Annotated in this window: 16 protein-coding genes; 8 read left to right on the top strand and 8 right to left on the bottom strand. The window is 46.1% G+C overall.

Annotated features, from left to right (window positions below; all coding sequences use genetic code 11):
* Window positions 1–35: 35 nt before the first annotated feature.
* From ACYZ97_RS06770 to ACYZ97_RS06745, 6 genes are all read left to right on the top strand, one after another.
* Window positions 36–932 (top strand): branched-chain amino acid ABC transporter permease, encoded by an 897-nt coding sequence (locus tag ACYZ97_RS06770; RefSeq protein ID WP_473297655.1) that lies wholly within the window; start codon window positions 36–38, stop codon window positions 930–932.
* Window positions 929–1,867, top strand: a complete 939-nt coding sequence (locus ACYZ97_RS06765) for a branched-chain amino acid ABC transporter permease (RefSeq protein WP_473297654.1) — start codon at window positions 929–931, stop codon at window positions 1,865–1,867. The genes ACYZ97_RS06770 and ACYZ97_RS06765 overlap by 4 nt, the downstream gene beginning before the upstream one ends.
* Complete coding sequence (locus ACYZ97_RS06760) at window positions 1,864–2,619, top strand: ABC transporter ATP-binding protein (protein WP_473297652.1); 756 nt, start codon at window positions 1,864–1,866, stop codon at window positions 2,617–2,619. The genes ACYZ97_RS06765 and ACYZ97_RS06760 overlap by 4 nt, the downstream gene beginning before the upstream one ends.
* On the top strand, window positions 2,612–3,262 hold the full coding sequence (locus ACYZ97_RS06755; RefSeq protein ID WP_473297651.1) for an ABC transporter ATP-binding protein: 651 nt from the start codon (window positions 2,612–2,614) through the stop codon (window positions 3,260–3,262). The genes ACYZ97_RS06760 and ACYZ97_RS06755 overlap by 8 nt, the downstream gene beginning before the upstream one ends.
* A 64-nt stretch (window positions 3,263–3,326) precedes the next feature.
* The gene (gabD, locus tag ACYZ97_RS06750) at window positions 3,327–4,781 is read left to right on the top strand and encodes an NADP-dependent succinate-semialdehyde dehydrogenase (protein ID WP_473297650.1); all 1,455 of its coding nucleotides are present in this window, start codon (window positions 3,327–3,329) and stop codon (window positions 4,779–4,781) included.
* A gap of 384 nt (window positions 4,782–5,165) precedes the next feature.
* Window positions 5,166–5,465, top strand: a complete 300-nt coding sequence (locus tag ACYZ97_RS06745; protein WP_473297648.1) for a 7(1) septoil knot domain-containing protein — start codon at window positions 5,166–5,168, stop codon at window positions 5,463–5,465.
* Window positions 5,466–5,503: 38 nt separating this feature from the next.
* Here ACYZ97_RS06745 and ACYZ97_RS06740 read toward each other — a convergent pair whose 3' ends face one another.
* Entirely contained in the window at window positions 5,504–5,641 is a 138-nt protein-coding gene (locus ACYZ97_RS06740; RefSeq protein ID WP_473300656.1) for a tail protein X, read from the bottom strand.
* Window positions 5,642–5,658: 17 nt separating this feature from the next.
* Between ACYZ97_RS06740 and ACYZ97_RS06735 the strand changes: the two genes are divergently transcribed.
* Window positions 5,659–5,988, top strand: a complete 330-nt coding sequence (locus tag ACYZ97_RS06735) for a 7(1) septoil knot domain-containing protein (RefSeq protein ID WP_473297646.1) — start codon at window positions 5,659–5,661, stop codon at window positions 5,986–5,988.
* 91 nt (window positions 5,989–6,079) lie between these two features.
* On the opposite strand, the gene ACYZ97_RS06730 is transcribed toward ACYZ97_RS06735, so the two are convergent.
* The 5 genes from ACYZ97_RS06730 to ACYZ97_RS06710 form a co-directional block, all read right to left on the bottom strand.
* Entirely contained in the window at window positions 6,080–6,295 is a 216-nt protein-coding gene (locus ACYZ97_RS06730) for a tail protein X (RefSeq protein WP_473297644.1), read from the bottom strand.
* On the bottom strand, window positions 6,295–6,690 hold the full coding sequence (locus tag ACYZ97_RS06725) for a phage tail protein (protein WP_473297643.1): 396 nt from the start codon (window positions 6,688–6,690) through the stop codon (window positions 6,295–6,297). The genes ACYZ97_RS06730 and ACYZ97_RS06725 overlap by 1 nt, the downstream gene beginning before the upstream one ends.
* 117 nt (window positions 6,691–6,807) lie before the next feature.
* Window positions 6,808–7,890, bottom strand: a complete 1,083-nt coding sequence (locus tag ACYZ97_RS06720; protein ID WP_473297641.1) for a CobW family GTP-binding protein — start codon at window positions 7,888–7,890, stop codon at window positions 6,808–6,810.
* Window positions 7,856–8,056, bottom strand: coding sequence for a YbdD/YjiX family protein (locus tag ACYZ97_RS06715; RefSeq protein ID WP_473297640.1), 201 nt, complete (start codon window positions 8,054–8,056; stop codon window positions 7,856–7,858). Before ACYZ97_RS06715 ends, ACYZ97_RS06720 begins: the two co-directional genes overlap by 35 nt.
* A 59-nt stretch (window positions 8,057–8,115) precedes the next feature.
* Entirely contained in the window at window positions 8,116–10,200 is a 2,085-nt protein-coding gene (locus ACYZ97_RS06710) for a carbon starvation CstA family protein (RefSeq protein WP_473297638.1), read from the bottom strand.
* Window positions 10,201–10,502: 302 nt separating this feature from the next.
* Between ACYZ97_RS06710 and ACYZ97_RS06705 the strand changes: the two genes are divergently transcribed.
* On the top strand, window positions 10,503–11,447 hold the full coding sequence (locus tag ACYZ97_RS06705) for a ketopantoate reductase family protein (protein ID WP_473297637.1): 945 nt from the start codon (window positions 10,503–10,505) through the stop codon (window positions 11,445–11,447).
* Between the two features lie 21 nt (window positions 11,448–11,468).
* Here the strand turns inward: ACYZ97_RS06705 and ACYZ97_RS06700 are convergent, their stop codons facing one another.
* Both ACYZ97_RS06700 and ACYZ97_RS06695 read right to left on the bottom strand, forming a co-directional pair.
* Window positions 11,469–11,768 carry a DUF2218 domain-containing protein gene (locus tag ACYZ97_RS06700; RefSeq protein ID WP_473297635.1) on the bottom strand — a complete coding sequence of 100 codons (300 nt, stop codon included), beginning with the start codon at window positions 11,766–11,768 and terminating at the stop codon, window positions 11,469–11,471.
* A 234-nt stretch (window positions 11,769–12,002) separates the two neighbouring features.
* The gene (locus ACYZ97_RS06695; protein ID WP_473297633.1) at window positions 12,003–12,614 is read right to left on the bottom strand and encodes a YceI family protein; all 612 of its coding nucleotides are present in this window, start codon (window positions 12,612–12,614) and stop codon (window positions 12,003–12,005) included.
* Window positions 12,615–12,748 lie beyond the last annotated feature (134 nt).

The following is a 12,748-nucleotide window of genomic DNA, read 5'->3' as shown; positions in this document are numbered from 1 at the left end:
CGTATTTTTTGTCTTTCTAAAAGAATGAAAATCATATGCTTATTGTAACAGCAATTTTTTTGGACGGGTTGAACTATGCGGCATGGCTTTTTCTTGTCGCCGTTGGTTTGACACTGATATTTGGGGTGATGCGCATCCTTAATATTGCGCATGGCGCTTTCTATACGATTGGGGCTTATTCCTGTGTGACTGCATTGGCGGTCTATTATCGAAGTGGTTTGCCGGGGGCGGGTGCCTTTCTTATAATGGGGGTTGCCGCTATAGTAGCGGGTTTTGTTGTCGGTTTGATTGTTGAGCGTGGCATCTTGCGCTGGCTCTACGGACGCAATGAAGTCTTAATGGTTCTGGTTACTTATTCGCTTTTTCTTATTTTGTCCGATGTGGTCAAGCTTGTATGGGGCGTGCAGGGCTATTATGCGATGGAGCCTTATGCCTATCTTGGCTATTCCGATGTTAATGGCATGTTCTATCAGAATTATGATTTTCTGGTTGTTGTCATGGCCGCATTTGTTGGTATTGGTCTTTATTGGTGGATCAATCATACGCGCACTGGAAAGATGATGGTGGCCGTGGTGGCCGATCGTGAAATCAGTGCGGCTATGGGCATTAACGTGACACGAATTTTTGCGCTGACTTTTGCGATTGGCACGATATTGGCGATGATCGGTGGTGCATTAACTGCACCTAAAATATCGGTAACGCCCGATATTGGGGTTGAGGTAATTATTCTTGCCTTTGCCGTTGTCGTTATTGGCGGGCTTGGCTCTATTTCGGGTGCGGGTGTTGGCGCATTGCTTGCGGGCTTTGCGCGTGCAGCGAGTGTGCATTTGGCACCTGAATTCGAGCTTTTTGCTATTTACGCTATTATGGCAATTGTATTGGCAGTACGTCCCCATGGTCTTTTTGCAAAACAGACGGTACGAAAAATATGATGACAATTGATTTCAGGAAAGACGGATATCGCGTCGTTATACTGGCTGTTTTATTGATTGCTGGTTTCTTTTTGCCCGCATGGATGCGCTATCAGCTGCAAACTTCTTTGGCGGGTGGTCTGGTTGCGCTCGGTGTGATGATCCAAATGCGTGCGGGGCTGGTTTCCTTTGGTCAAGGACTGTTCTATTGTCTAGGGGCTTATGCTGTTGGTATGCTGGCAGCTGTTTATGGCATCCATGATATTGCCATTCTTTTGCCTGTCTCTGCGCTTGTCGCACTTGTGTTTAGTTTAGTCTTGGGTGTTTTGTTGTCTCGCTATCGCGAGATTTTCTTTGCTATGCTGTCAATGGCACTTTCGATGATCCTTTATGGTGTACTCGTCAAATCGGCAACTTTGGGATCCACCGACGGTTTTAATATTCCGGCGGTCAGCTATTTCGGGTTTAAGCCTACAGCGGAATTGCGTGATGCCTATGCCTATGGTTTTTCGGCGATTGTTGTTGTCATCCTCGGTTTTGTTGTTGCTCGTTATCTTGCATCCAATGCAGGTGCCATGCTGGATGCATTGGCGGAAAATGAAGTACGCCTTAATTATCTTGGTGCATCCCCCCGTGTTGTGGCTTTTTGTTGTTATGTGACAGCTGCAGTTCTTTCGGGTATCGGTGGTTGTTTGATTGCTATTTCAACCGGCCATATTGATCCAGAGCTGACAAACTGGACCACATCGGGCAGTTTTGTTTTTGTGGCGTTGCTGGCTGGCCGCGGCAGTGTCATTGCCCCGATTATCGGTTACTTCCTGCTTGAGATTGTACGTACCTACGCGCTAGGCTATGTGCCGAATGCATGGCAGCTCATTCTCGGCCTTGTCATGTTGGCAGTCATCTTGCTGTTGCCTAATGGCTTGTGGTCACTTGTTCAAGGGAGGCGTAGATGAGCGATCAATCTATTCTTGTTGTTGAAGGTCTTGAGAAAAAATTTGGCGGTGTTATTGCCGCTAAGGATATTTCATTACAGGTAAGCCAGCGTGAGCATATTGCGATTATCGGTTCTAATGGAGCCGGTAAAACTACCTTCGTCAATATGGTGACGGGCTATCTGAAGCCATCAGCCGGAACAATTATGTTTAAAGGACGCGATATTACCGGCCTTGATCCCAAACGTACCGCGCAGACAGGTATACGGCGTTCTTTCCAGATTGCACAGGTCTTTCCTGAGTTAACGGCTTTGGAAAATATGATTATTGCCGATGCCGCCATGGAATCAGCCATATCATTGTGGGCGAGTAGTTTGACTGAAAAGCGCCTTGATGAAGCACTTAGAATGCTTGAATATTTTGGGTTGCGGGATATTGCCGGTGAAATTGCAGGTACTTTGCCGCAGGGAACCCGCAAAAAACTGGACATTGCTATGGCTTCTGTGGGGAATCCGGCAATAATGTTGCTGGATGAACCGACTTCAGGTGTCAGTGTCGATGAAAAAATGGATATGATGGAAAAGGTCATTGCGCCGTTACAGGAAATAGATGCCACCATTTTGTTTATTGAACATGATGTTGATATTGTCCGCCGTTTTGCTACGCGTGTTATTGCTTTTTATGAAGGTACAATACTCGCCGATGGAGAAACGGATAGTGTGTTGGATAATGAAAAAGTCCGTGATTACGTGATTGGGAAGTCACATGCTTAAAACAAATTCACTAGATGCTGCCATTGCCGGTACACCTATTCTTCGTTCTGTTAGTGTCTCTATGGCAGCCAAGACTACGGTTGGTCTTATTGGACGTAACGGTGCCGGTAAAACCACCTTTATGCGTGCCATTATGGGAATTCTTCCTATCTCTGCAGGATCTATTGCCATTGAAGGCCGCGATGTGACCAAGGAGCCTGCACATTTACGAGCCAAGTTGGGTGTCGGTTATATGCCGGAAGATCGTCGTTTGATCCCAGAGTTTAGCGTGGAAGAAAACATTTTGCTCCCTTTGGAAGCGACTGGTGCAAAGAAGGATATGACACGCTTACAATGGATTTATGAGCTTATGCCGGAGATCGCCCGTTTTGCCGAGCGCAAAGCGGTTACTTTATCCGGAGGGCAACAAAAATTAGTGGCATTAGGCCGTGCGTTGATTATTGGTCGTTCTCTATTGTTGCTCGATGAACCTTTTGAAGGTGTTGCACCTGCATTGGCGCAGCGCCTGATTGAGGTAATTGCTGCACTCCGTAGTGAAGGGCTGACAATCTTGTTATCAGAGTCTGATCATGTCCATTCCAAAAGCCTGTTAGATGATCTTTATGTCATTGAGCGGGGAACTGTAGAAAAACAACCTCTTTAAGCTATCGATGTGTTTTGTGTTTCGCGTTAAAGCGATCAATGTTTCGGGAAGGCAAGGGTAAAAAATGATGTTAAAACATGAGAAATTATTACGCCAAGCTGCCTATGTCGCGGGTCAATGGGTGGAAGCCGATGTAAAAAACGGTATTGCTGTTACCAATCCTGCAACCGGGGAAATTATCGGATATGTGCCCAAATGCACGGCTGAGATGACTGAAAAAGCTATTGTCGAAGCACAAAAAGCACAAAAAATATGGGCGCGCCGTACAGCTAAGGAACGTTCAAGCATTTTGCGCAAGTGGTTCAACTTGATGATTGCCAATAAGGACGATCTTGGCAGGATATTGACGCTGGAGCAGGGCAAGCCGCTCGCTGAAGCAATCGGTGAAATCGAATATGGTGCAAGTTTCATTGAGTGGTTTGCGGAAGAAGCACGCCGTATTTATGGTGAAACTATTCCCGGACACCAACCTGACAAGCGTATTCTGGTGATGAAGCAGCCCATTGGTGTTGTCGCAGCAATTACACCGTGGAATTTTCCAAATGCGATGATTACGCGCAAGGCTGGTCCCGCTTTGGCTGCCGGTTGTGCTATGGTTTTAAAACCGGCGGCGCAAACACCCTTTTCGGCTATCGCACTTGCTGTTTTGGCGGAAGAGGCTGGTATACCGGCAGGCCTGTTCAGTGTGCTGACGGGCAGTGCTTCGGAAATCGGCGGGGTCATGACAGCAAGTCCGATTGTGCGAAAGCTCACTTTTACTGGTTCAACCGAAGTCGGGGCGAAGCTCTATACACAATGTGCCCCCACGATCAAAAAGCTTGGCCTTGAACTGGGCGGCAATGCACCGTTTATCGTTTTTGATGATGCCGATATTGATGCCGCTGTACAGGGGGCGATTATTGCCAAGTTCAGAAACAATGGCCAAACCTGTGTGTGTGCCAACCGTATCTATGTCCAGGATAAGGTCTATGATGCTTTTGCCGAGAAACTCGCGGAAGCTGTCAAGAAACTCAAAATCGGCAATGGCATGGAAAAAGATGTTGTTTTGGGGCCTCTGATCGATGCTAATGCGGTCAAAAAGGTTGAAGAGCATATTGCGGATGCAACCAAAAAGGGTGGACGCATTCTTCTTGGTGGTAAACGTCATGCGCTTGGCGGTACTTTTTTTGAACCGACCATTATTGCGGATGTTACATCCGATATGGTGGTTGCACGGGATGAGACATTTGGGCCAGTGGCCCCACTTTTCCGCTTCAAGGATGAAGATGATGTGATTGCTCAAGCCAATGATACGGAATTCGGTCTTGCTTCGTATTTTTATGCCAAGGATATGGCTCGTGTTTTCCGTGTTTCCGAAGCACTGGAATACGGTATGGTTGGTGTTAATACCGGTCTGATTTCAACGGCTGAAGTTCCTTTTGGTGGTGTCAAGCTTTCAGGGCTTGGTCGTGAGGGATCGCATTTCGGCATGGACGATTTTATCGAGCTTAAATATGTCTGCATTGGTGAAGTGAAATAATCGGTATATGCGTGTCCGGCCATCCTGTCGGGCACGCATCTTATTGACCGCACCCTCCTTTTGTTTCAAGCGCTTGCGGTTTGGCTTGCTCAAATCCATATACCTATTTTCTATTGGCAGGTGGTGGATGATAGCGACTGGATGCACACATCTGGTTCAAGGAAAGTCTCAGAAACCCAATAAATCGGTGCATGTATTAATTTGCCTATATAGGCTTATAATAGAAACAGCTCCCGGAGGAGCTTCCTTATTTGGTGCTATCTAGCTTGTTAACGGCCAGACCGCGTTTTCTGATTAGCTATTCGTTCAAGATATCAAACCATCCATGCTTATTCATGCTGTGTTCAGGTCTCTTAATTTATAGGTAAAAAGAGGAGGTATAAAATGCGTACACTTTTATCGTTCTTGGCGTTGTTACTGACTGTTTCCTTCGCACATGCGGGGAAAATATCGAAGGACTGTACCTATAAGGGCATTCCGCTTCATGGAACAGTTTATATAGAGAAGTCTGGAGGAGCAGATTTTGAGATCTATGTTGAAAAAAGTGGAACAGCTGATTTAAGTGTTTATAAAACAACAAGCACAGCAAGCAGCTGTGGCGAGTGGAAATTCACAAATCATCCAGGTTGGGCTGATTTTTCCATTAAATTCACAGATCATCCAGGTTGGAGAGGTCTTCATTAGTCTTTTTAAAAAAATGCTTTTAAGCTTATTCTAGGATGTTAATGTGTTCCCCAGATACGGACAACAGGCCTTGATTGCGGCTGTGGTAAATCGGGCAAGATGATGATGATGCCGGCTGGTAGCTTCTCACCGACATCAGCGAGTCGATTGTTAGCTTTATAAACCTGCTCTACAATGAAACGGAGGATTGACTATGCGGATTTTTTTAACACTTGCCCTGTCGCTTTCGGCCCTATGCTCTGCCCATGCCGGCAAGGTCTCGAAAAACTGCACCTTTAACGGTGTGCCTTTATATGGATCTGTCAGGATAGTTTCCGGAGCAGCGGATTTCGACGTGCGGCTGGTGCGAGGAGCTGCGGATCTGAATGTCCTCAAAACATCTACTTCCGGAAGAAGGTGTGGATTGTGGCAGATTGTCAATTCTCCCGGTATGGAAGATTTCACAGTGCGGTATGTCAATTCTCCCGGTATGGAAGATTTTACGGTTCGGTATGTCAATTCTCCCGGTATGGAAGGACTATAGATAAAAGGGGAGTGGGATTTTATCCATTTGCCCATCTCGTCATTCATTTCATTATCCATTCATTTGCATTTCTTTTAAATCTCATCCCGACTCACCCCCAAATCCGTATCACCGGCCTCGCCTCCGGTTGCGGCAGTTCAGGAAGCTCGATTACCAAACCCGCCGGTAATTTGTCGCCGACATCAGCGAGTCGATTGTTAGCTTTATAAACCTGCTCTACAGCGAGCGCCTGTTGCCCTTGATCGTAATAGCGCCAGCAGATTTCATCCACCATATCGTCATCTTTGGTTAAATAATGGTCCGCCATTAGATTGCCCCCCAAAAATCACGACCATATTCTTGCAATGAGAGTTTAAATGTTTGTTTTTGCGGATCGCCATTTGGTTTTAAAAATGTGCCAGTTTCCGTTATTGAAAGTATTACATACTCACCGTAAACATGCCCATCACCGCCAACGAGTGTTAAAGGCTGTTTTTTTGTTGCCATATCACGCATGGCTTTAAGTTGGTTTTTGCCACCACGCCAGTCAGGATAAATCGTGCCATCCAAGTCTATTTTTGTTGAATCTTCGTTTGGTAATTGCATGGCCGGCTTACGCCCAAGGCGTTTTTGTTCGACCCAAGGATAGTTATCAGTGCGCGAATATGTACCAAACGCCGCCGTATCAATTTTAAAACGAAATTTCCCAAGTCCCATTAACATTGGCTTTAATCCACCAATGCCGATGTAAATTATAGCAGATCAGAAAACGCGGTCAAACCGCAACTTCCTGCTCCTGCGGCATCGCAAGTGAGATATTATAGCAGGTTAGAATAGGTTTTATTTACGTATTTCGGCCAGTTTGAAGCCGTTTCGTATTTTTTCAATCGGTAGGTTGCGGCCGATGATGACAAGACGCGAGCATTTTTCTTCATCGTTTGACCATGGTGAGCCATAATCAAAGCCGACAACTTTATGAACGCCTTGTACAATGAGGCGGCGATTGTCACCAGCGACGGCGAGAACGCCCTTGTAACGCAACATATCATTGCCGTGGTTTTCAATCAGTTGCTCCATAAAGGTGCCGATCTTTTCAATATCCATTGTTTTTCCTTCAAACAGGAAGCTCTGGATATTATCATTCCATGATTGCTCAAAAACGGCTTGTGCGGTTCCAAATTGGCGAAAAACCGGCTTTTTATTGTTGTCTATTCGATAGCTGCCTGATGCAATGCCGATAGGGTCACTCAGCTCAAAGGCATGTAGATCAAGCCAGATATCGGCATCACAAATGCCGTGGTTGATTTCATAGATATCGGCTTTATTGTTGATTTGGTGCAAGCGTTGTAAAACATGTGTTCTAAGGACAGTATCAATTCTGTCGCCTTTGGTCAGAATGATACGGTCGGCAAACCCGATTTGCGCACCGGCAACAGGGTGTTCATCCAGTTGTTTGAGAATATGTTCGCTGTCGGCAAGACAAATACAAGCATCAAGACGCATCATTTCGCGTAGGTTTTCATCAACAAAGAAAGCCTGAGTAATGGGTGATGGATCGGCCAGACCGGTTGTCTCGATAATAATGCGCTCGAATGCCAATTCACCGTGTTGTCGGCGCTGTAAGAGGTCAAGCATTGCATCGGTAAATTCGCCACGTACCGAACAGCATACACAGCCATTGGTCAGTTCTACCAGACTGATGTCTTCATTGCTTTCGAGTAGGGCGCCATCAATATTGGCCGGACCGAATTCATTTTCGACAATGGCAATGCGTTGACCATGATTATTCTTGAGTAGCTGATTGATCAGCGTTGTCTTGCCGGAACCCAAAAAACCGGTCAAAAGTGTTACAGGAACTACATTATTTACAGTCATTTTTTTAGATTGTTTAGCAGCAACGGAAGCCGCCGCCTTTGCCACCATAACGGGCATCTTGGCGTTCACGGAAAAATTCGGCGTAGGTCATAGGCTCCTGATCGGGATGGGTCAGGCGGATATGCTGGACATAATTGTCATAGTCTGGGACACCGATCATAAGTTTGGCTGCTTGGCCAAGATATTTGCCTGCTTGCGCAACTTTTGAAAACATAATGCATCTCCTTATTCAAGGAAGGATGGCAGATAGACTGCCATCCTTATAGGGCAGAATTAGTGACCGCCGCTGACCATTTTTTCCCAATTGGCAGGGAGTGGTTCATAAGGTGTTTCCGCGGTGGTCGGCTTTTCGCTTTTCAAAGCTTTGAGGCAGGTCTTGATGGCGAACAAGGCCAGCAACACAACACAGAGCATGAAAAAGATTGTCAAAATGCCATTGATCTGGTTTCCCAATTTCAGCTGCGCTTTGGTTGCTTTGGCAGCAGCGGCAAAGAAACTGAGTTTGGCATCAAACACTTTTTGCCAGCCAGCCGTCATGGTGCATGCGAAAAGCCATATGGCAGGCAGAATGGCAACCCAGGCAAAGCGCTGTTGTTTCATTTTGAAGAGAACAACTGTGCAGAGCAGAAGTGCCATGCCCGCCAGCATCTGGTTGGCAATGCCGAATAGAGGCCACAATGAATAGATGCCGCCTTGTGGATCAATGGCGCCTTGATAGACGAAGTAACCCCAGAAAATGACGACAAGTGCTGTTGCCAGCAGGTTGGCGAAAAGATTGTGGGTTTTTTTCAGATTTGGATGAATGAGACCAAGCAAATCCTGCAACATGAAGCGTGCTGAACGGGTACCTGCATCCACTGCCGTAAGAATGAAGAGGGCTTCAAACAAAATGGCAAAGTGATACCAGAAGGACATATTCATCCATCCACCTAGGGCGTGATGGAGAATATGGGCCATGCCGACAGCCAATGTTGGTGCGCCACCGGTTTTGGCAATAACCGATGCTTCACCGACTTGCGAGGCAATCAATTGTAGATCGGCAGGTGTCACCAGTGTATCGCGGATGATCGGCAAGGCATTGACTGTATCCGAGACCGCTTGCAAAAAGCCGGGATCAGTTGCCGTCATGCCAGCAGGTACAAGGGATGCTAACGGCATATTCATGGCAAAATAGATATGTGGATTGATCACGCATGCGGCAATCAAAGCCATGATAGCCACAAAGGATTCCATCAACATACCGCCATAACCGATGAAGACAGCCTGTTTTTCATTGGCGAGCATTTTGGGGGTTGTACCCGATGAGATGAGGGCATGAAAACCCGAGACTGCACCGCAGGCAATGGTGATGAAGAGGAATGGAAATAAACCGCCACCCCAGACAGGGCCGGTGCCGTCGACATATTTCGTCAAGGCTGGCATTTCCAATGTCGGACGTAGAACAACAATGCCAATTGCAAGTGCAATAATTGTGCCGACCTTCAAAAAGGTTGACAGATAGTCACGTGGTGCAAGCAACAGCCAGACAGGCAGAACAGCGGCAATAAAGCCGTATATGATGATGAGCCATGTCAGCTGGACAGCATCAAAAGTGAACCATGAGGCATAAGCGCTGTCCTTGATCCAGCCACCGGAAATAATGGCAAAGAGCAAAAAGAAAAGGCCGATGATTGAGATTTCACCAATACGGCCCGGACGGATATAACGCAGATAAACACCCATAAAGAGTGCCAGTGGAATAGTGAAGGCAACAGTGTAAGTGCCCCAAGGACTGCCAGCAAGAGCCTTGACCACAACCATGGCAAGAACGCCGAGGATTATGATCATGATCATGAAACAACCGATCAGCGCGATAACACCTGGAATGGTTCCCATTTCTTCACGGACCAGTTCTCCTAATGAGCGACCGTCACGGCGTGTAGAAATAAAGAGGACCATGAAGTCCTGAACCGCACCGGCGAGTACACAACCGGCCAAAATCCACAACATACCGGGAAGATAGCCCATTTGTGCGGCAAGAACGGGACCGACCAGAGGACCGGCACCGGCAATGGCTGCAAAATGGTGTCCGTAAAGAATGTTCTTATCGGTTGGCACATAATCAAGGCCATCATTATGCCTGATGGCCGGCGTCATACGGGTTGGATCGGCCTGAAGCACCTTGCTTGAAATGAAAACACCATAAATACGGTAAGCGACGAGATAGACACAGACTGCGGCAACCACAATCCACATTGCATTGATCTGTTCACCGTGTTGCAACGCAATATAGCCAAGTGCAAATGCACCGATAATGGCCAGAAGAATGATAATTATATATTGTATGGGGGTCATGGGTTTGTGTGCAGTTTGCAGCATTGACCTCTCCTCCTCTTGAATGATCTTGAATGCTCAATTCCGACTTTTTATCATGTTACCAAAACGGACAGGAGTACCTCGAATTATCCGGTCGCTTTGAAATAAAATCACATGTTGTGAAAGCAGAATCAACTCAATTCTAACAGATCATGCTTTGGGTCTCTAATCAATAAGGTTACGACAGATTGACGAACGGTTTGAAACGATCAATAAATAATGATGCAGCTATGCCATTTGGCATTGTCTCAATGAATAGCTTGTGGTCTTATGCCGACTGGATTTTATTGCAGAGAGGTGACGTCGTGTCGAAAAGACTTCTTGTATTGGGTGCCGGTGGTGTCGGCGGTTATTTTGGCGGTCGGTTGCAGCAGGCTGGCGGCGATGTCACTTTTCTTGTGCGTGAGAAACGCCAGAAACTGATGCAGGAAAAAGGTTTGCGGATTGAAAGCCCATTAGGGGATGCAACCTTGAATGTCAAAACGGTTCTTTCAAGTGTATTGGAGCCGGAATATGATTATATCCTGATTGCTTCTAAAGCCTATGATCTTGAGAGTGCGATTGAATCGATCCGCCCGGCGGTTGGCCCTGAAACGGTAATTATACCTTTTCTCAATGGCATGGCGCATATGGAACGTTTGAGCGAGATATTCGGTGAGAAGAATGTATTTGGCGGTACGGTGATTATTCAGGCAACCTTGACTGATGAGGGAGTTGTCAAACATTTTAATGATGGGGCCTTGATGTTTGTCGGCTCGCAAGCTGGCGGACATGATCCACGGGCTGAGGCATTTCAAGCGATGTTTGAAAATGCCAAGGGTCTCAAAGTACGTGCTGATGATAATATTATGCAGCGTATGTGGGATAAATGGGTGCGCCTATCGGTTCTTGCTGGTATGACATGCCTGATGCGTGCCAATGTCGGTGAAATCAACCGTGCTGTAGGCGGTCGCGAGGCGATGGAAGCATTTTTGACCGCTAATGAGGCCATTGCTTCGCATTATGGTTTTCCGGTTAATCATGCGACCAATGATGATACAGCTTCATTCCTTTATGGGGAACAATCAACCGCAACGGCATCTATGCTGCGCGATCTTGAAAATGGTGCGCGTGTCGAGGGTGAACAGATCCTTGGAGATCTTATTAAAAGGGCAGAAGCGGCAGGTATTGCTCATCCGATTGCAAAATTGGCCTATACCCATGTGAAAGCTTATGAAGAACGCATAAAATCAGGGCGTGACAAGGTTTGATTTTTATAAAGGATAGCGACTTCAGGCTTTTGTTTTTCGATGCCATTTGATGATCAGTGTTTCACGAAAGGCAAAGCGCTCGATGTGGCTGTCAAAGACTCCTTCGATTTTCAGCGCTGTTTCCTCGTCTGGTGTTATCAATTCAACAGCCAGTTCTGGACCTTGGGCAAACATACGAAGATCAACATCTTCGCGAAACGGAATATGGGCTTCTGTTTCACTATAGGTGAGCGTCGTGAATTTATGGATCCAGTGTTTTGATAATTGTTGCAGATATTTGCTGGCGTTTTCTGTTTTGATAAGCGCACGTGATTCAATCATCTGCTTGTCCTTTTCTTGAGTGTTTTTCTCATATATAAAGTGTGCCGTTGCAGAGTACAATATTCATGCCATTCACTTTTATTTTGTCGTGAGTGTGACAGTTGATGTCGAGCAATATGGTTTTATCGAGCTCTTGCCTATTGCAATCATTTTGTTGATAGGCATCAAAATCAAGACGCGGTTTATGGTGGTTTTTTTGGAAAGAAGGCCCGCTCATTGAGCGGGCCTATCGATTTATTTTGCTGGTGCAAATTCTGTTTCTATAATGAGATTAACATCGTCGGAAACTGGGCCGACCAATGTATCGACACCGAAGTCACTGCGCTTGATGGTGGTGGTTGCTGAAAAACCGATAGCAGGTTGTTTTGACATCGGATGTGATTTCATAGCTGCGTTGAGTGTAACATCTAAAACAACAGGTTTGGTAACGCCGTGGAATGTAAGATCGCCGGTTACTTTTCCGGTTTTGTCACCGGTTAGTTCGATTTTTGTCGAATTAAAGGTAATGGCATTGAACTTGGCAGCATCGAAAAATTTTTCACCAGCAATTTCTTCATTAAAAGTATTGGGAGACGCGGGGAAATTTGTATCGACGGATTTGGGATCAATGGTCACGTTGAGTTTGGATTTTGAGACATCGGCGGAGTCCAGCTCAAGTGTTGCTTTGATATTATCGAAACGGCCATAATAGTTTGATAGGCCGAAATGTGAAACATGCCACAAAAGATTGGAGTGGGCCGGGTCATTCTGGTATTGGCCTGCCGGAATATCAATGCTGGCCGCTGAAGCTGCGGAAATACCTAGTAAAAAGGCGCTGCCGGCAATGATTGATTTAATGGTAGACATGAAACTTCCTCTCGAAAAGATAAAATTGCGTTTAATTTCAGGCAGGAATATAACGGGATTGATTGTATTTAAAATACCTACAAAAACGACAGAATGTTTTCACTATGTTGACAATAAAAATATCTCGACTGCCT

The organism is Bartonella sp. bp_1 (assembly GCF_055808085.1).
Note: the sequence above shows the minus strand (reverse complement) of the source record. Positions and strands in the feature narration are given on the sequence as shown.